This window comes from Corynebacterium appendicis CIP 107643 (genome assembly GCF_030408415.1).
In the GTDB taxonomy this organism is placed as follows: Bacteria; Actinomycetota; Actinomycetes; order Mycobacteriales; family Mycobacteriaceae; genus Corynebacterium; species Corynebacterium appendicis.
In genome coordinates this window covers 1,436,078-1,454,080 of record NZ_CP046976.1, presented here as the reverse complement: position 1 = coordinate 1,454,080, position 18,003 = coordinate 1,436,078, and the positions used below count along the sequence as shown (strand labels likewise).

At 64.3% G+C, this 18,003-nt stretch carries 19 protein-coding genes; 14 read left to right on the top strand and 5 right to left on the bottom strand.

The genetic code is table 11. The features are described 5' to 3' along the window. The first annotated feature begins 62 nt into the window (after window positions 1–62). Window positions 63–1,247, top strand: coding sequence for a hypothetical protein (locus CAPP_RS07145; protein WP_076598826.1), 1,185 nt, complete (start codon window positions 63–65; stop codon window positions 1,245–1,247). A gap of 6 nt (window positions 1,248–1,253) precedes the next feature. On the opposite strand, the gene CAPP_RS07140 is transcribed toward CAPP_RS07145, so the two are convergent. Further along, entirely contained in the window at window positions 1,254–1,661 is a 408-nt protein-coding gene (locus CAPP_RS07140) for a cupredoxin domain-containing protein (protein ID WP_143313846.1), read from the bottom strand. Window positions 1,662–1,752: 91 nt separating this feature from the next. Here CAPP_RS07140 and CAPP_RS07135 point away from each other — a divergent pair, with 91 nt between their 5' ends. Next, window positions 1,753–2,082, top strand: a complete 330-nt coding sequence (locus CAPP_RS07135) for a cupin domain-containing protein (protein ID WP_234958761.1) — start codon at window positions 1,753–1,755, stop codon at window positions 2,080–2,082. Between the two features lie 12 nt (window positions 2,083–2,094). Here the strand turns inward: CAPP_RS07135 and CAPP_RS07130 are convergent, their stop codons facing one another. Continuing rightward, window positions 2,095–2,736: an AMIN-like domain-containing (lipo)protein gene (locus CAPP_RS07130; protein ID WP_076598828.1), complete on the bottom strand. Its 642-nt coding sequence runs from the start codon at window positions 2,734–2,736 to the stop codon at window positions 2,095–2,097. Window positions 2,737–2,915: 179 nt separating this feature from the next. Here CAPP_RS07130 and dapB point away from each other — a divergent pair, with 179 nt between their 5' ends. The 8 genes from dapB (at window position 2,916) to CAPP_RS07090 (ending at window position 13,717) form a co-directional block, all read left to right on the top strand. Then, window positions 2,916–3,677, top strand: a complete 762-nt coding sequence (dapB, locus tag CAPP_RS07125) for a 4-hydroxy-tetrahydrodipicolinate reductase (protein WP_076598829.1) — start codon at window positions 2,916–2,918, stop codon at window positions 3,675–3,677. Further along, the gene (gene thyX, locus CAPP_RS07120; RefSeq protein ID WP_076598830.1) at window positions 3,678–4,430 is read left to right on the top strand and encodes an FAD-dependent thymidylate synthase; all 753 of its coding nucleotides are present in this window, start codon (window positions 3,678–3,680) and stop codon (window positions 4,428–4,430) included. It begins immediately after the preceding gene. A 93-nt stretch (window positions 4,431–4,523) separates the two neighbouring features. Continuing rightward, complete coding sequence (gene dapA, locus CAPP_RS07115; protein ID WP_076598831.1) at window positions 4,524–5,432, top strand: 4-hydroxy-tetrahydrodipicolinate synthase; 909 nt, start codon at window positions 4,524–4,526, stop codon at window positions 5,430–5,432. Between the two features lie 2 nt (window positions 5,433–5,434). Further along, the gene (locus tag CAPP_RS07110) at window positions 5,435–7,573 is read left to right on the top strand and encodes a ribonuclease J (protein WP_076598832.1); all 2,139 of its coding nucleotides are present in this window, start codon (window positions 5,435–5,437) and stop codon (window positions 7,571–7,573) included. A gap of 78 nt (window positions 7,574–7,651) precedes the next feature. Next, the gene (locus tag CAPP_RS07105; protein WP_076598833.1) at window positions 7,652–8,278 is read left to right on the top strand and encodes a TIGR03085 family metal-binding protein; all 627 of its coding nucleotides are present in this window, start codon (window positions 7,652–7,654) and stop codon (window positions 8,276–8,278) included. A 72-nt stretch (window positions 8,279–8,350) separates the two neighbouring features. After that, window positions 8,351–11,521 (top strand): DNA translocase FtsK, encoded by a 3,171-nt coding sequence (locus CAPP_RS07100; RefSeq protein WP_076598834.1) that lies wholly within the window; start codon window positions 8,351–8,353, stop codon window positions 11,519–11,521. 19 nt (window positions 11,522–11,540) lie between these two features. Beyond that, entirely contained in the window at window positions 11,541–12,125 is a 585-nt protein-coding gene (locus tag CAPP_RS07095) for a DJ-1/PfpI family protein (RefSeq protein ID WP_076598835.1), read from the top strand. 416 nt (window positions 12,126–12,541) lie between these two features. Beyond that, window positions 12,542–13,717, top strand: coding sequence for a TerC family protein (locus CAPP_RS07090; RefSeq protein ID WP_076598836.1), 1,176 nt, complete (start codon window positions 12,542–12,544; stop codon window positions 13,715–13,717). A 9-nt stretch (window positions 13,718–13,726) separates the two neighbouring features. Here the strand turns inward: CAPP_RS07090 and CAPP_RS07085 are convergent, their stop codons facing one another. Then, complete coding sequence (locus tag CAPP_RS07085; protein WP_076598837.1) at window positions 13,727–14,011, bottom strand: YciI family protein; 285 nt, start codon at window positions 14,009–14,011, stop codon at window positions 13,727–13,729. A 44-nt stretch (window positions 14,012–14,055) separates the two neighbouring features. On the opposite strand from CAPP_RS07085, the gene pgsA reads away from it, so the two are divergent. The 4 genes from pgsA (at window position 14,056) to CAPP_RS07065 (ending at window position 16,632) form a co-directional block, all read left to right on the top strand. Next, window positions 14,056–14,613, top strand: coding sequence for a CDP-diacylglycerol--glycerol-3-phosphate 3-phosphatidyltransferase (gene pgsA, locus CAPP_RS07080; RefSeq protein WP_076598838.1), 558 nt, complete (start codon window positions 14,056–14,058; stop codon window positions 14,611–14,613). Beyond that, the gene (locus tag CAPP_RS07075) at window positions 14,610–15,236 is read left to right on the top strand and encodes a CinA family protein (RefSeq protein WP_076598839.1); all 627 of its coding nucleotides are present in this window, start codon (window positions 14,610–14,612) and stop codon (window positions 15,234–15,236) included. The genes pgsA and CAPP_RS07075 overlap by 4 nt, the downstream gene beginning before the upstream one ends. Before the next feature lie 8 nt (window positions 15,237–15,244). Next, the gene (locus CAPP_RS07070) at window positions 15,245–15,631 is read left to right on the top strand and encodes a helix-turn-helix domain-containing protein (protein WP_076598917.1); all 387 of its coding nucleotides are present in this window, start codon (window positions 15,245–15,247) and stop codon (window positions 15,629–15,631) included. 140 nt (window positions 15,632–15,771) lie between these two features. Continuing rightward, a complete protein-coding gene (locus CAPP_RS07065; protein ID WP_076598840.1) occupies window positions 15,772–16,632 on the top strand; it encodes a PspA/IM30 family protein in 861 nt (286 codons plus the stop codon). 17 nt (window positions 16,633–16,649) lie between these two features. Here CAPP_RS07065 and CAPP_RS07060 read toward each other — a convergent pair whose 3' ends face one another. Together CAPP_RS07060 and CAPP_RS07055 are read right to left on the bottom strand one after the other, a co-directional pair. Next, the gene (locus tag CAPP_RS07060; protein WP_084560525.1) at window positions 16,650–17,267 is read right to left on the bottom strand and encodes an energy-coupling factor transporter transmembrane component T family protein; all 618 of its coding nucleotides are present in this window, start codon (window positions 17,265–17,267) and stop codon (window positions 16,650–16,652) included. 2 nt (window positions 17,268–17,269) lie between these two features. Further along, window positions 17,270–17,995 (bottom strand): energy-coupling factor ABC transporter ATP-binding protein, encoded by a 726-nt coding sequence (locus CAPP_RS07055; RefSeq protein WP_076598841.1) that lies wholly within the window; start codon window positions 17,993–17,995, stop codon window positions 17,270–17,272. Window positions 17,996–18,003: the final 8 nt, after the last annotated feature.

The following is an 18,003-nucleotide window of genomic DNA, read 5'->3' as shown; positions in this document are numbered from 1 at the left end:
CGCCCACTTCACCGTCGTCCCGCTGGGACCCGCGGGTGTGGCACCGCAAGGTGTCGCGCCCCGTGACGGTGTGGATGGGCGTTTTCGTCATTGTCGGACTCGTCCACACATTCGTGCCCGAGCCGCGCTGGCTGTTGATCCACATCTTCACGCTCGGTGTTCTGACGAATTCCATCGTCGTGTGGTCGCAGAACCTCACCGAGCGCTTTCTACAGCACAAGCTGCCGGACTCAGCCCGGCCAGCCCAGTTGTTGCGGTCGCGGATCCTCAACGCCGGAGTGGTCGGCGTTCTCATTGGCCAGGTGCTGAGCGGAATCGAATGGCACTGGGGCATCACCTGGTGCGGCGCCGCGCTGGTGGTGGGGGCGCTGGGGTGGCACGCTGTGAGCGTCGGCAAGCAAATTGCCTCTGCTCCTGAAAAGCGGTTCCGGCCTGTCGCGTGGGGGTACGTGGCGTCGGCGGCGTGCCTCGTTGTCGGCGGGTGTTTCGGCGCCGCTCTCGCGCTGGATCTGCGCGGCGGGTGGCAGCAAAGGGTGTTGCTCGCCCACATGCTGCTGAATATCGGCGGTTTCGTCGGGTTCGCCGCGATGGCGTCCCTGGTCATTTTGCTTCCCGCAATGTGGCGGATGAGGGCGATGCTGGCTCGGCCGCGCACCGTGCTGGCGCTCATGGGGGCAGGCCTCGTCTTCGCATCCACAGGTGCGCTGTGCGGCAGCGGGCGCGCGCTCGGCCTCGGCGTGCTCGTCTACGCAGCGGCATGGGCGTGGGCGCTCCAAACGTGGTTCGCGGGAGTGCTGGCCACCTCGTGGCGCGAACGCGTCACGTACCCGAGCTTGTCCGTGCTGCTCGCCGTCGCATGGCTTGTCGCCGCGCTCACGGCTTTCGGCACGTCCGCATTGCTTATCGACGCTTCCCTCGACGCCCTTATCCCTCCCACCCTTCCCCTCATCGCGGGGTTCGCCGCGCAGCTTTTGATCGGGACGATGAGCTACCTCATGCCCACGACGATCGGCGGCGGTCCTGCGGCGACGCGGGCCGGTCTGGCGGAGCTGAACCGCGCGGGCGTTGTGCGCGTGGCCGTGTTCAACGCCGCTCTGCTCGGCTGGCTTTTCGCGCCGTCGTCGATCGCGCGCATCGTGTGCAGCATCATTGCGTGCGCGTGCCTCGTCGCCTTCATCCCGCTGATGGTGCGTGGCGTGCGCGCCCAGCGCGCGGTGATCATGGAGAAAGCCGCGGCGCGGAAATAGGGGAGTCTAGCCCGTCACCGCGACGTCGTAGACCATTCCCTGCGATTTGTGCCCCGCCAAGGTGCACCACCCCTGGGTGTCCTCGGTGAAGGTGCCGAAGTCGTGCACGATCGTCCGCCCCGGCGGAATCCCGCCGGAGTGCTCCGCGCCGATCTTCAGGTCGTGGCGGCGGTCGTCGTTGTTCGTGATCTTCAGGACAACCGGCGTCGAGCCGTCCACTTCGATGCGGGCGGGAGTAAAGCTCATTCCTTCAATGGTGACCTCCTGGATCACCGGGCCGGACAAATCCCTCGCGTCTCCGGCGCGTGCGTGCGACACGAGAGCTCCCGCCACTGAAGCGATCACCAATAAAGCCACGACGACCCACGCTGTTACATTGCCGCGTCGAGTTGAGGCTGTGCGTGGAGAAGTCATGATAGAAAACCGATCGTTGGACTATAGGCTGAACCTACGTGCTGGAAAGTACGTGACCCATTTTAGAAGTCAGACTGAAAAGGCGTGACCAGTGCAGATCATCGAAGGTTTACAGGCGGCCAAATCGGCGGATAACCAGCAGCGTGACCGGCCCCAATTAAAGGTGTTGGGCAAGCACGAGGGCGCCACTGTTGTGCGCCTGTCTTTTGCAGCAGGCGATGTCATGCCGGACCACAAAGCAGCCTGGCCGATCTTGGTCATCGGCCAGACTGGGCGGGTGGAGTTTTCCGCCGAGGGGGAAACGCAGGTTGTGGAGCCGGGGAGCGCTGTTCACCTCGGTGCGGGAATCGTTCACGAGCTGGTAGCCCGTGAAGACGCGACGGTCACCTTGGTCATTTTGTCGGAATCGCACCAGGCGTAGCGCGTTCCGGACTTAGTTCCGGAAGTCGACGACAAGACGCGTCGGCTCGTGCAGGATCTCGACCTTGTACGGGCGCTCGCTATTTAAACCCACGGCGTACTGGGAGGTCGCTTCGAAGGCGCCGCCGTTGTACACATCGACGATATTTCCGCTGGCAAGGCCGAGGTTAGTGTTCGGCTCGTACTCCGCGTCCAGCGACATATCCGGGGCAGTTCCGTGGACAATCATCTCCAGGTTCGCGGCGCCGGGGACGTCGATGGGAAAGCCGGAGCCATCCTGGCGGGGGTCGTCGGTGTAACCGATGTGGTAGCGCGGTTCTCCGGTGCCCTCGAATTCGATGACGAGCCGGTCGAAGCCGTCGTGGGAACCGACGCGGATATCGGTGGTGCGCAGCTCGCCGTAGCCGTCGCCGAATTTCTCGGTCGGCTCTGTGCTGAACCCGTCGGCGGCGGCAGCAGAATCCATCGCGGCCTGACGGGTCTGGCTGTCGGCCTCGGACGTGGTGGTTTCTGTCTGCTCCTCAGCCTCCGTCGTCGTCGCGTTGGGTGTCTGTGCGCTCAGGGCCGGCTCAGACACGTTCTCGCCCGAACAACTGGCCAGTACGAGTCCCGATGCGAGGATGACTGCTGTCGACTGGAGTGACTTGAGTTTCATATGTTCCATTCTAGCTGCGCGAATGCGACAGCGCGACTACTGGTAGGGCCGGTGAGCGGCGTGTTGGCCACGCGGCGAGGTTCTCGGCGGCGAGGCCGCAGGGCGGCGCTATGGTGGTTAGACAGATAACGAACGACCAACGAGAAGTGCCGGTGCTGATACCGGCGGGAAGGCGGATCATGGCTATCAAGGTGGGAGTGCTCGGCGCGAAGGGCCGCGTGGGCTCCGCAGTCGTTGCAGGTGTCAACGCGGCGGATGACCTGGAGCTCGTCGCAGAGGTGGATGCCAGCGACTCGCTGGAACTGCTCGTGGACAACGGGGCAGAGGTCGTCGTCGACTTCACCACCCCGGGCGTCGTCATGGACAACCTGGAGTTCTGCATCAACAACGGCATTCATGCCGTTGTTGGAACTACCGGTTTCGACGAGGAGCGCTACCAGCAGGTGCGTTCTTGGCTCGAGGCCAAGAACGGGGGAGAGGGCAACGGTGTCGGCGTGCTCATCGCCCCGAATTTCGCCATCTCCGCCGTGCTGGCGATGGCATTCGCCCGCCAGGCCGCGCCGTTCTTCGACTCGGCCGAGGTCGTGGAGTACCACCACCCGAATAAGCTCGACGCACCGTCCGGCACGGCGGTGAAGACGGCGCAGGGGATTGCGGAGGCTCGTCGAGAAGCGAATATGTCCGCGATGCCGGACGCGACCGAGCAGGCCCTCGACGGCTCCCGTGGCGCGGACGTCGACGGTGTGAAGGTCCACGCGGTGCGCATGCAGGGCATGGTCGCGCACGAGGAGATCATCTTCGGCACCACCGACCAGTCGCTGACCATCCGTCAGGATTCCTACGGCCGCGATTCCTTCGTGCCGGGAGTGCTCACCGGCGTCCGCCAGGTCGCGGACAACCCGGGGCTCACCGTCGGCCTCGACAGCTACCTGGGTCTGTAAATGACGCAGAGCAAGAAGCTGGACGTCCAACTCGTCGCGGCAACATCGTTCGCGGCGCCCGCCGACGTCGACTGGGAGCAGGACCCCGCAGCAACGGACGCGGAAGCGCTGGTCGAATTCGCGGGACGCGCCTGCTACGAGACCTTCGACAAACCGAACCCGCATACAGCGAGGAACGAGACGTACCTGCGGCACATTCTCGAAGTCGGCCACGACGCGCTGCTCGAGCATGCCACGGCCACGCTGTACGTGCGCGGATTGTCGCGGGCCGCGGGCAACGAGCTGTTGCGGCACCGCCACCTGTCGTTCTCGCAGCTCTCCCAGCGCTTCGTCCCGGCGGGGGAGTCCGACGTTGTCGTGCCCGACTCGATCGCGGAAGACGAAGATTTATCGCAGATGTTCCTCTCGGCGGTCGACGAGCAGCGCTTCGTCTACGAGGAGCTCCTCCAGGCGCTAGAAAGCAACCTCGCCGCCGAGCCCAACGCGCTGCTGCGCAAGAAGAAGGCGCGCCAAGCAGCGCGTGCGGTCTTGCCCAACGCCACCGAGACGCGCTTCGTGGTGACCGGCAACTACCGCGCGTGGCGCGAGTTCATCGCGGCGCGCGCCAGCGAGCACGCCGACACCGAAATCCGCGAACTAGCCGTCGCCTGCCTGGAAACTCTCAAAAAGCAGGCACCGGCGCTTTTCGACGACTTCCTCATCAGCACGCTTGCCGACGGCTCCGTTATGGCCACGAGCCCCTACGCCGGTTAGGACGACTGTTTAGGCCTGTAAAGACCACTGCCCGCCAAACTGCCCGATAGGGATACACAGATTCGCGGGGAAGAGAATGTACCCTAGATAGCCATGGGCATTTCAACGAAAGCACAAACCGGTGCAGAAGAATTCGGCACTGTCGGTGTCGCAATGGTCACCCCGTTCGACCGACACGGCGAACTCGACCTCAAGGCCGGGCGAAAGTTGGCTGCCCACCTGGTCGACAACGGAGTCGACTCTCTCATCCTCGGCGGCACCACCGGCGAGTCCCCGACGACGTCTCCGGACGAGAAGATCGCGCTGATCACAGCCGTCCGCGAAGAGCTCGGCGACCGCGTCAAGATCATGGCCGGCGCCGGCACAAACGACACGCGTTCCACCATCGCGCTGGCCGAGGCCTCCCGCGATGCCGGCGCCGACTCGCTGCTCGTGGTCACGCCGTACTACTCTAAGCCGTCTCAGGCGGGCCTGCTCAAGCACTTCACGGCTGTGGCAGAGGCGACCGAGCTGCCGATCTGTCTCTACGACATTCCGGGCCGCTCCGGCATCCCGATCGCGGGTTCCACGATCCGCGCGCTTGCCGAGCTGCCGACTGTCAAGGCGGTCAAGGACGCGAAGGGCGACGTGCTCGAGGCGACCTCGATTATCAATGACACGGACCTTGCCTGGTACTCTGGCGACGACGTTCTCAACCTGCCGTGGTTCTCCGTCGGCGCGACCGGAGTCATCTCCGTGATCGGCCACGCAGCCCCAGGTTTGATGAGAGAAATGGTGACAAGCTTCGAGGAAGGCGACCTCGCCCGCGCGCGGGAAATCAACGCCACCACCATGAGCGTGCTCGCTGGACAGCAAGCGGCGCTCGGTGGAGTGACATTTGCAAAAGCGGCCCTGCGCCTGCAGGGCATCGAGGTCGGAGACCCCCGCCTGCCCGTCGTCGCCGTAGATGACAAGCAGCTGGAGGCTCTGCGCCGCGACATGGAAAAGGCTGGAGTCCTATAAGTATGAACGAACCCCGCAATCGCTCCCGCAAGGTGACCCGCAAGGCGGGCCCGCCCGAGGCAGGAGACCAGCAACCGGTCTTCCAAGCAGCGGACACGCAACCCGGCGACAACGGGGGCAAGAACGGTTCCGGCAATGGAAACGGAAACGGCGGCGGCAACCGCGACAACGACGGGAAGAACAACAACGACCACGGCAACGGTAACGGCGGCCGCGGCAACGACAACCGCGGCGGCGGCAACGGTGGAAGCCGTGGCGGACGCGGAAACAGCGGAAACAACGGCGGCGGCAACGGTAACGGTAATGGCCGCAGTCGTGGCCGTGGACGTGGACGCGGCCGTGGCGGACGCGGCAGCGACAACCGCCGTAACCCGGTCAAGGGCATGCAGGGTGCCGATCTGACTAAGCGTCTGCCGGCGCCGCAGAAGCCGCCGCAGAACGGACTGCGCATCTACGCGCTCGGCGGCATCTCCGAGATCGGCCGCAACATGACTGTCTTCGAGTACAACGGCCGCTTGCTCATCGTGGACTGCGGCGTGCTCTTCCCGTCGTCTGACGAGCCGGGCGTGGACCTGATCCTGCCCGACTTCGGTCCGATCGAGAACAAGCTGGACAAAGTTGAGGCCCTCGTTGTCACGCACGGCCACGAGGACCACATCGGCGCGATCCCGTGGCTGCTCAAGCTGCGCCCGGATATCCCGATCTACTCGGCGAAGTTCACCAACGCGTTGATCGCCGCGAAGACGAAGGAGCACCGCCAGCGTCCGAAGCTGAACGAGGTGAACCCGAAGTCCGAGGTGACTGTCGGCCCGTTCAACCTGCGTTTCTTCCACGTCGGCCACTCCATTCCGGACTGCCTCGGCGTGGTCATCAAGACCGGCGCTGGCACCGTCTGCATGACCGGCGATGTCAAGGTCGACATGACCCCGTACGACAACAAGCCGACGGACCTGCCGGCCTTGGCACGCTACGGCGATGAGGGCATCGACCTGTTCCTGTGCGATTCCACTAACGCCACCATCCCGGGCATCTCCGCCTCGGAGGCCGGCATTGAGGAAACGCTAATCCGTCTCGTTCAGGCTGCGAAGCAGCGCGTCGTTCTGGCGTCCTTCGCCTCGAACGTTTCGCGTGTGCAGATGGCGGTCAACGCCGCCGTCGCTTCGGGCCGCAAGGTCGCCTTCAATGGCCGCTCCATGATCCGGAACATGGAGATCGCCGAGAAGATGAATTTGCTGAAGGCTCCGAAGGGCACGATCGTCCCGATCGAGGAAGCCGCGAAGATGGCTCCGCACCGCGTCATGCTGATCACGACCGGTACGCAGGGTGAGCCGATGGCTGCTCTGTCGCGCATGTCCCGCCGCGAGCACCGCCAGATCACCGTCCGCGACGGCGACACGATCATCCTGTCCTCCTCGCTCATCCCGGGCAACGAGGAAGCGGTCTTCGCCGTGATCAACAACCTCGCCCAGATCGGTGCGAACGTGATCACCAGCGACGACGCCCACGTCCACGCATCCGGCCACGGTTACGCTGGCGAGCTGCTGTTCCTCTACAACATGGCCCGACCGCGCAACGCCATGCCGGTGCACGGCGAGTGGCGCCACCTGCGCGCCAACAAGGAGCTGGCCATCGCGACCGGCGTGAAGCCGGAGAACACCGTCCTGGCTCAGAACGGTGTTGTTGTGGACATGGTCGACGGCAAGCTCAAAGTCGCCGGCCAGTACCAGGTGGGCAACCTGTACGTCGACGGCACCACGATGGGCGATGTCGACCCGGATGTCCTGACCGACCGCACGAACCTCGCTGCCGGCGGCGTCATCTCGATCACCTGCGTGATCGATGACCGCACCAGCCGCCTCATCGAGCGTCCGGTCGTGTCTACCACCGGTCTTGTCGACGACGACCGCGGCGTCCTGCCCGATCTTGTCGAGCTGGTGGAGAACACCATGATGGATCTCGCCGCCGAAGGCGAGAACGATCCGTACCGCATGGTGCAGCAGCTCCGCCGCCGCGTGTCCCGCACGATCGAACAGAAATACAAGCGCGAGCCGGTGATCCTGCCGACGGTCGTACCGATGAACGCCGACGACACCGCACCGCTCAGCAACGAGGACGTCGAGTCGTCCCGCGAATCCCTGTAATTCGCGCAGGCGCGATACCTTCCGGGGGCTGACTCATGTTCCCGGATCAATGGCCCCAGCCACGCTAGGCTGGGGCCTATGTCGTTTCAGCAAAAAGAGCGCGAAAAGCTGGCCCAGTTGTTGGTAGAGAAGGGACCTGATGCGCCCACGTTGTGCGCAGGATGGACTACTGCGGACCTGGCCGCCCACCTGTATCTCCGTGAGCGCAAGCCGTACCTGGCAGGAGGGTACTTCCTGTCGGCGCTATCGAGCTCCACCAAGGAAGCACAGGCCACGGTGAAGCAGCGGCCGTACACCGAAGTCGTCCAGGAGTGGGCGGCGGGCCCGCCGCTGTTCATGAAGCCGCTGGATAAAGCGATGAACACATCGGAGCACTTCATCCACCACGAGGATGTCCGCCGGGGTGGGGGAGAGGCCGCTGCGCGCGAATTCTCCCGCGTGGTCGAAAACGACCTTATGAAGGCGGCGAAGCTGATGGGCATGTTAGCGCTCAAAAGCTCCGATATTCCGGTCGTGCTGACTCCGCCGAACCACCCGCCGCTGACGCTCGGCGGAGGACGCGGCGTCGTCGAGCACGGCGACCGCGTGGTGCGCGTTTCCGGCGAGCCGGGCGAGCTGCTGCTGTGGGTCAGCGGCCGCGAGGCAGTCGAGGTCACGATCGACGGCGACGAGCAGGATATCCAGAAAGTCAAGCGTCAAATCTAGACTCGATGAAAAGTCTGCTACCCGGTGTGGCGCATGTGACTTAAGGTGTGACTGGGCATTACAGTGGTGGCCATGTCTGTCACCAGTACCCAGCGCCGCCAGAAAGGTCGCCCCAAAACCGGGCCGAAGAGCCGCGATACCCGCACCACAGGCGGGTACTCGCGCAATTCCGCATCCGGAACAATGGTCGCCGCCGACTCCGCTGATGAGCGTGTCGGTTCTGCCGTTGGTGCCGTCGGGCGCGGGGTGGGCAACGCCGCCCGTGAGGTGACAGGTGCGTTCGGCGCTGTCGGCCGCAAGGCGACCGGCTCGCAGAAGCGTCCCGCCGAGGGCGAGGTGGATGGCGCTCCCAAGCGCCGCCGCAGGAAGCGTTCGGCGCAGCCCGACGCATACGACGACACCTACGACGCGCCCGAGGAGGACCAGGACGTGGATGACTCCTTTGAATCCCATGACGAATACGACGTCCCAGAGCGCGGCCGCCGCGCCGACGCACTCGGCCTAATCCTCATCGGGCTGGCAGCAGTCCTCGGTGCGTCCGTCTGGCTCGATATCGCCGGTCCGGTGGGTGCCGCGATCGCCAGCGGCGTGCACTGGATTATCGGTGCCGGTGCTTTGGTGCTGCCCGTCATTCTCGTTGGCATCGCCGTGGCGATCATGCTCGGCATCGGCAACTCCGCCTCCGAGCGCGCCCACAGCGGCGCCGGCCTGACGATCATCGCGGTCTGCATGCTCGGCCTCATCCACATTTTCGCGGGTACCCCGGAGAGCTGGGCTGACCGCAAGGTCGCCGGCGGCGCCATCGGCGCCCTGCTGGGCGGGCCGCTAAGTGCTGGTTTCACGCCGTATGTCGCTGTTCCGCTGCTCGGTCTCGTCATCGTTTACGCGGCTTTGCTCGCGACCGGCATCACGGTGCGCGAATCCTTCGACTACATCCGCAGTCTCCTGCGCGGAATCGCGTTGAACGCGCACACGCCGGACCCGCACGACGAGGCCGAGGACGACGACATGTACAGCCACGTCGAGGGCGATCTCGACGACATCGCCGAGGGGCGCGAGCGCCGCCCGCGTGAGCGGGCCCAGGGACGCAAGCGCCGCACACCGATGGATAACTACCCAGTCGACCCCGCCGATGAAGACGCCGGCGACCCGACGCTTTTCGACGCCCCCGCCGAGCCCGCCCCTCGCCGCCGCCGGCCAAAAACCCGCTCCGCTGCAGCAAACGAGACCCGCGCGATCTCGCGTTCCGATGCGCAAGACGAGGTGCACGACTTCAGCAGCGAATTCGCCGGCGAGGACCAGTTCACCGAGCAGATCCCCGCTGCCCCCGCAGCTGAAGCTCCGGCACCAGCGCCAGCTCCCGCCGAAGCACCTCGCCGCAAGCCTGCTCCGAAGGCGAAACCGAAGAGCAAGCCGTCCGACACTGCGCCGATTCAAAAGGTCGGAGGCGCTGCAGCCTCAGGTGCCGCAGCCGCAGGTACCGCCGGCGCCAGCGATGCCGTCTCCCAGGCCCGCGAGGAGATGCGCAAGCAGATCGCGGCTCGTTCGGGAATCGACGCGTCCGCCATCCCGGCATCCACGCCGAATTCCGAGAAGGATCAGGAGGCGACCATTGCTCCGGCCGTACGAGAGCCGGAGGGGGAAAGCGACTACAAGCTGCCGTCGACAAGCTTGCTGCTGCCGGGCAACACGCCGAAGACCCGCACTGAAACGAACGACCGCATGATCGAGGCGATCACCGACGTCTTCGACGAGTTCAAGGTCGATGCCGCGGTGACGGGCTTCTCCCGCGGCCCGACAGTGACGCGTTACGAGGTTGAGCTCGGCCCGGGCGTGAAGGTCTCGAAGATCACGAACCTGCAGTCCAACCTCGCGTACGCTGTGGCGACAGACAACGTGCGTCTGCTCACCCCCATCCCCGGCAAGTCCGCCGTGGGTATCGAGGTGCCGAATGCCGACCGCGAAATGGTCCGCCTCCGCGACGTGCTCGAGGCTCCCAAGGTGCGCAGCGAGCACGACCCGATGCTGATCGGCCTGGGCAAAAATATTGAAGGCGATTTCGTCTCCGCTTCCGTGCAGAAAATGCCTCACCTTCTCGTCGCTGGTTCGACCGGTTCTGGTAAGTCCGCGTTCGTGAACTCCATGCTGGTGTCTCTTCTGACGCGCGCAACGCCCGAAGAAGTCCGTCTGATCCTGGTCGACCCGAAGATGGTGGAGCTGACCCCGTACGAGGGGATCCCGCACCTGATCACGCCTATTATCACCCAGCCGAAGAAGGCGGCTGCCGCACTGCAGTGGCTCGTCGAAGAGATGGAGCAGCGCTACATGGACATGAAGTCCGCGCGCGTGCGCCACATCAAGGATTTCAACAAGAAGGTCCGCTCCGGCGAACACACCGCACCCCCGGGCTCCGAACGCGAGATGCGCCCGTACCCGCTCATCGTCTGCGTGGTTGACGAGCTCGCAGATCTCATGATGACCGCGCCGAAGGAGATTGAGGACTCGATCGTCCGCATCACCCAGAAGGCGCGTGCCGCCGGCATCCACCTCGTTCTGGCCACCCAGCGTCCGTCCGTGGACGTTGTCACCGGCCTGATCAAGACCAATGTGCCGTCGCGCCTCGCGTTCGCCACGTCCTCGCTGACCGACTCTCGCGTCATCCTCGACCAGGGCGGCGCCGAGAAACTCATCGGCATGGGCGACGCGCTGTTCATCCCGCAGGGTGCCGGCAAGCCGCAGCGTCTGCAGGGCGCATTCGTCTCCGACGAGGAGATCCAGGCTGTCGTCGACGCAGTCAAGGAGCAGGGCGAGCCACACTACACCGAAGGCGTCACCGAGGAGAAGGCCGCGGAGAAAAAGGAGATCGACGAGGAGATCGGCAAGGACATGGACGACCTCCTCGAGGCGGTCGAGCTCGTCGTCACCTCCCAGCTCGGCTCCACCTCGATGCTGCAGCGTAAGCTCCGCATCGGCTTCGCCAAGGCCGGCCGCCTCATGGACCTCATGGAATCCCGCGGCGTCGTCGGTCCGTCCGAAGGCTCCAAGGCGCGCGAGGTCCTGGTCAAGCCCGAGGAGCTTGAGACCATCCAGTGGATGATCAAGGGCGCCGACCCTGCCGAAGCTCCCAAGGAAGTGCTCGAAGAGCAAGCCGCGGCAGAAGAAGCGTCCAGCGATTCGGATGCGGCAGATGGCGACACCCAGACCGTGAAGGCCACCTACAACCCGACCGGCGGTGCGTTCTAGCAGGTGCGGGGATCAGGGAATGCGGGTGTCCGTCATCCTCTTTCCGCACGTCGAGCTTCTCGATGTCGCTGGTCCCGCCGAGGTCTTCTCAAAGGTTGACGGGCTGGAAACGGAATTCCTCTCAGCCGACGGTAAGCCAGTTACTTCGTCGCAGGGAATGACACTCGGAGTCGATGGCGATTTCGGAACAAAGACCGGCGATGTCCTGTTCGTCCCGGGAGGGGCAGGCACCCGTCGGCTGGTCCACGATGAGGCTTTTCTTTGTCAGGTGAAGACGATGGCCGCCAACTCACGGACCCTCATGTCTGTCTGCACCGGCTCCGCGCTGCTGGCCGCTGCAGGACTTTTGGACGGCTACGCGGCGACAAGCAACAAGCGAGCTTTCACCTGGGCGACGAGCTTTGGCACCAGTGTCGAGTGGCACCGCGCCGCCCGGTGGGTTCACGACCGGGACCGTTGGACCTCGTCGGGTGTCTCGGCTGGCATCGACATGGCTGCCGCTTTCGTGGCGGATCAGTGGGGGACCGGCACGGTCAACAAAGTCGCCGACGCTATCGAGCTCCGGCTGAACCTCGATCCCGGGGATGACCCGTACGCAGTGTGAGATCGGCGCCCTAACGGCGGTCTCTCCATCAGCCCACGGCACCCAACCCCGCCACCCGATTCCCGGCATCCCTCCGCCAGCCCCGTAACACGGTGCTCCTCTGAGAATCCAGCTACTTGGATCCAGCTATTCGCCCCCAAAAGCAGTAAATAGCTGGATCCAAGTAGCTGGTTTTGTACGTGGTGCCCGACGAGGCGGTGAGTTAGGCACACTCCGGCGGTCGGCGCAGGCGGGTCGGGGTGTGAGTGTACCCCGTCGATCGAGTAGTGTTGCTCCCTGTTGGAGGGGAGTACCCCGAAAGCGCCTCGGATCGTCAACACGGCCAACCGTACGCGGTTCCCGGTCCAGGCGGCCCATCACGTGAAAGGGTGGGGGAGACCTCCGGTTATTTTTCGTCGCAACCGGAGGTTCAATTCATGCATGTGCCCCTTTCGATCTGGCTAATCACGTCAGTCGTGATTCTCAGCTTCTTCATCTTCGATTTCGTCTCGCACGTGCGCACCCCGCACGAACCGACGATGAAGGAATCAGGCGGCTGGGCCGCGTTCTACATGACGATGGCCTGCATTTTTGGCGGCATCGTCTGGTGGCTGTGGGATGCCGAGCACGGCGTCCAATTCTTCACCGGCTACATCACGGAGCTCTCGCTCAGCGTGGACAACTTGTTCGTGTTCGCGCTGATCATGAGTTCGTTCAAGATTCCGCGCGCGTACCAGCAGAAGGTGCTGCTCATCGGCATCGTCTTCGCCCTGATCTGCCGCCTGCTGTTCATCCTGCTGGGTGCGGTCATCATTGAGGCGTGGTCTGACGTCTTCTACATTTTCGCCGCGTTCCTGCTCTACACCGCGATCAAGCTGGTGTACGACGAAGCGACGGACCAAGAGGACCCGGACCCGAACGACATGTTCGTGGTCAAGACCCTGCGCAAGGTCATTCCGGTCACGAAGTCCTACCACGGCGACCGGCTGTTCTCGGCGACGGAGGCCGGAAAGAAAGCCGTGACGCCACTGTTCGTGGCGTTGCTGTCGATTGGCTTCATCGACGTGATGTTCGCCTTTGACTCCATCCCGGCGATTTACGGCATTACGCAGGAACCGTTCCTGGTGTTCGCGGCCAACGCGTTCGCGCTGCTGGGCCTGCGCCAGTTGTACTTCTTGCTCAACGGCCTGCTGGACAAGCTCGTGTACCTGCCGTACGGACTTGCGGTGGTGCTGGGGTTCATCGGGGTGAAGCTGTTGCTGCACGCCCTGCATGAGAACAACTTGCCGTTCATCAACGGCGGCGAGGGATTGAACGTGCCGGAGGTCGGCACGGTCTTGTCTCTGGTCGTCATCGTGGGTGTGCTCGTGGTGACGGCAGTTGCCTCCGTCATCAAGGAGCGCGCTGACGTGAAGGCCGGCCGGTCCAGCCGCGAGGAGCAGCAGTTCCACGTGGACTACGACGACCACGGCAACCGCCGCAAGGTGGACAATCAGGGTCACCACATCGAGTGGATCGACGACCCGGCCACCTCCGGCAAGGGCGACCACACCGCCACCGGTTCTCGCGCAACCGACCACCTGGATGTCGCGCGCGGTGGCAGGAAGAAATAAGAGGGGCAGCTAGTCCCAGATGTTGATGACCGGGCTCCATTCACGGATAGTCCGGTCGGTGAGGGCGCCGGCGGCGAGGTAGGGGTCGTCGGCAAGCAATGCTTCGGCGTCGGTCAGCGTTGCGTCCTCGGGCAGGCGGACGATGATCGCGGACTGCTCATCGCCCGCGAACGGCCCGGCGGCGACGATCTTTCCCTCGTCTTTCAACCCCGTGATGAAGTCCCGGTGCGCCGGACGCGTGTCCTGGATGAGTGCTTTCTCGCCGTACGTGTATGTCGCAATGAAGTAGGTCATGGGCCGGAAGTCTAGCGTGCCGCACGGAATGTAGGGTTGGGAGTGTGAATGCTCCGAGCCAGACCACGCCGTCGAATTGGAACCTGCCCAACATTCTGACGTCGTTGCGTATCCTGTTCATCCCTGTCTTCGCGTGGCTCGTGCTCTCGGAGCGGTGGTGGTGGGCGTTCGGCGTGTTCGTCGCACTCATGATCACCGACAAGCTCGACGGCGACATCGCGCGCTCGCGGGGGCTGGTCACAGACTTCGGCAAGATCGCCGACCCGATCGCCGATAAGGCGCTGATGATCACGGCGCTGGTCACGCTGAATATCGCGGGACCACTGCCGATCTGGATCACGGTCGTGATCATCGTGCGCGAGCTGGGCATCACGTTTTGGCGCATGGGAATGCTGCGAAACGGCAAGGTTGTTCCCGCGTCGAGGGGTGGCAAGCTCAAGACTGTGCTGCAAACCGTCGGCGTGGCGATGTACCTGAGCCCGCTGCCGGGCTGGATGGACCTGCCGACGCTCGTGGTCATGCTCATCGCAGTCGTGGTCACGGTGGTCACGGGCGTCCAGTACCTCGTCGACGGCGCCAAGGCAAACAGGAAGGCCGCATGACACAGGGCACGCTTATCGACGATGCACCCGCCACCGCCCTCGTCCGCACGCTCACGTCACGTGGCGAGACTGTCGCGTTCTGCGAATCCCTTACGGCGGGGCTGGCAAGCGCGACTGTGGCGACTGTGCCGGGTGCCTCCAACGTGCTGCGAGGCGGTCTGGTCACTTACGCCACGGAGTTGAAGTCGACGCTGGCTGGTGTGCCGGAGAAGGTGCTGGACAGCCGTGGCCCTGTCGCGGCGGTGACTGCCCGCCACATGGCGCGTGGCGCGCGGGGGAGATGCGGCGCGACATGGGGAGTGGCTCTGACCGGCGTCGCTGGGCCCGACCCGCAGGACGGCCATCCAGTGGGTGAGGTCCATATCGCTGTGTCGGGGCCGTCGCGCACGGTGTCGAGCCCGGCCGCGGAAATTCTCGCGGATGCGGCGGATGAAGACGGGGCAGCCCCGACGACCCAATTCGCGCTCATTCCCGGCGGGAACGAACCGGTGCGCGTCCTGGTGGGTGAGAGGCAGGAGATCCGCGAGCTGGCGGTAAGTGCCGCGATCCTGGCCGTGCTGCATGAGATTGAATGGGAAGAAGATCACGGAAACCGGGAACAAAACGGACGGGAGAATCGTTGAACGACGTGATGGCAACTACAACGACGCTCAATTACCAGCACGGCCCGACGACTTCTTCCGCACCGGAAAACGCTCCCGCACGCGCACAGAAGAATGCGGAAACCAAGGTGCGCGAACCGCTCCTGCGTGAGGCTCTGGGCATGTCGTTGCGGGCGTTCCGCGCTGACAAGGGCGTGACCCTGCGCGAGCTGGCCAACGAAGCCCGCGTCTCGCCGGGATACATTTCCGAGCTGGAGCGAGGCCGCAAGGAAGTTTCCTCCGAGCTGCTCGCGTCGGTGTGCGTGGCGCTGGATACGACTGTGTCCGAGCTGCTGCTCGAAGCTGCCGCGAATCTGTCGCTGCAGGCGATGGAGGACGAGCTGGCGCACACTCCGCCGGCGGCCGCGGAGGTCTAACTACTGGCAGCTGCGCGGGCTTATCGTGCGCCCCTCGTGCGCCCCCGCACACTCGGATTTTCTCCGCTACGATTGAACCGTTAGCGACGAATTACATGGCGTGGCGCTACACCACGCAGTAGAAAGGCGAATCTCCCACCATGGCTAATCCGTTCAGCAAATTCTGGAATTACCTGATGGCCCTCTTCGACAACAAGATCGAGGAGAACGCCGACCCGAAGATCCAGATCGAGCAGGCAATCGGTGAGGCGCAGCGCCAGCACCAGGAGCTCTCCCAGCAGGCAGCGGCTGTGATTGGAAACCAGCGCCAGCTGGAGATGCAGCTCAACCGCCGTCTGGCTGACGTGGAGAAGCTGCAGGCGAACACCAAGCAGGCCCTGCAGTTGGCCGACAAGTCCCGCGCTGAGGGCGACAATGCCAAGGCGACCGAGTATGAGAACGCCGCTGAGGCTTTCGCCGCTCAGCTAGTCACCGCCGAGCAGGGCGTCGAGGACACCAAGACCATGCACGACCAGGCTCTCCAGCAGGCGGAGCAGGCGAAGCAGGCTGTCGAGCGCAACTCCATGAAGCTGCAGCAGCAGGTGGCGGAGCGCTCCAAGCTCCTGTCCCAGCTGGAGCAGGCGAAGATGCAGGAGAAGGTCGCCGAGTCCCTGCAGTCCATGAACTCGATCACCGACGGTTCGTCCCCGAACCTGGAGCAGGTCCGCGAGAAGATCGAGCGCCGCTACTCCAACGCTCTCGGCCAAGCTGAGCTCGCCCAGAACTCCGTCCAGGGCCGCATGGCCGAGGTCGAGCAGGCCGGCATCCAGATGGCGGGTCACAGCCGCCTCGAGCAGATCCGCGCCGAGATGGGCGGCCAGCTCGAGTCCGGTTCTAAGCCGGCGATCGAAAAGGGCAACGCTTCTTCCTCCAATGCAGCGACCGACGCCGCCGCCGACTACTCGAACGTCGATCAGGACGCAGTCGCAGCACGTATGCGTGAGCTGCGCGGCGAGAAGTAGGAATTATCTAGAGCGCTTCAATCCACCGCGCCGCGCGCCATGAGCGCCTCGCCCGTGAGCTGGGCGTGGCGGACGCTGCGGATGACAAGCGGGGTACCGAAGGCCAGGAGCGACATATTGGCGCCCCTGGCCTTTCGCGCGTCTAGGGACTCGTTGGCCGTACCAAGCAGCACCGGAATCTGGCGGATCGTCAGCGCGATGGCGAGACTTACAGTGTCAACAGGCACGCCGATGCGCTCGAGAGGAGCCATATTGGTCTCGAGCGCCTCCATGAGGTCCTCGATGGTGGTGGTCAGCGTGAACAAGCTGGCGGCCATCAGTGCGGCGATGAGCCCGAAGACCGTGATGAGCATCTTCTCCAGGCCGCTTTGCCACCACAGGAAGGCACCGATAAACGCCATGAACGGCAGGATCGGAAACACTTGGTGTAGGGCTGTTTTGAAGGGGATCCGCGCGACCGCGTAGAACACGGCCACACCGCCGGCGGCAGCGAGCGGGTGCCACGGCTTCGTCGGCAGCACCGTGATCAGGATGATGAAGAGCAGGAGCGCAGCGAATTTCGCGGCTGGGGAGGCGCGGTGCACGACGGTGTCGCCCGGCACGTAGACCCCGAGGGGGAGCTCTCTGATGCGCACGTTTAAGTCTCCACGTTCCCGGATTCGCCCGCCTCGTCGCGGTCCAGCTGGTCCATCAGGTCGGTGTAGAACGCGATGGCCTTGCGGGCGGGGCCGTCGAAGGCGATATCGCCGTTGTTGACGCACAGGACGCGATCGAAGTCGGTGAGCATGTCGATGTCGTGTGTGACCACGATGACCTGCTGGTCCAGCGATGTCAGCTCACGGACGATGCGGCGGCGGTTGCGCATGTCCAGCAGTGTTGTCGGCTCATCGGCGATGATGGTCTCCGGTTCGATGACCATGACAGCGGCCAAAGCGAGCATCTGTTTTTCGCCGCCGGAAAGGGTGTGGGGGGAGTTCTCGGCGCGGTCCGCAAGCTGGAAGCGCTCGAGCATGTCGTCGACGCGAGCGTTGACTTCAGCCTTCGGCAGCTTGAAGCGGCGCAGGGAAAACGCGATATCGTCACGCACCCGCGGCATGACGATCTGGGCCTCGGCGTCGGAGAAGATGAATCCGACTTTTTTGCGCACGTCTTTGCCGTGCTCGGCTACGTCGAGGCCGTTGTACGACACGGTGCCGGACGACGGTTCGATCAGCCCGTTGATGAGCCGCACCAGCGTCGACTTGCCGGAGCCGTTGGAGCCGATGACCCCAATGCGTTTCTCGGTCAGCTCAAAGGTCTGCGGCTGCAGAATGACGTCGGAGTCGTAGGCGACGCTGGCGCGGTCGAAGGAAATAGTGGGCACGACGAGAG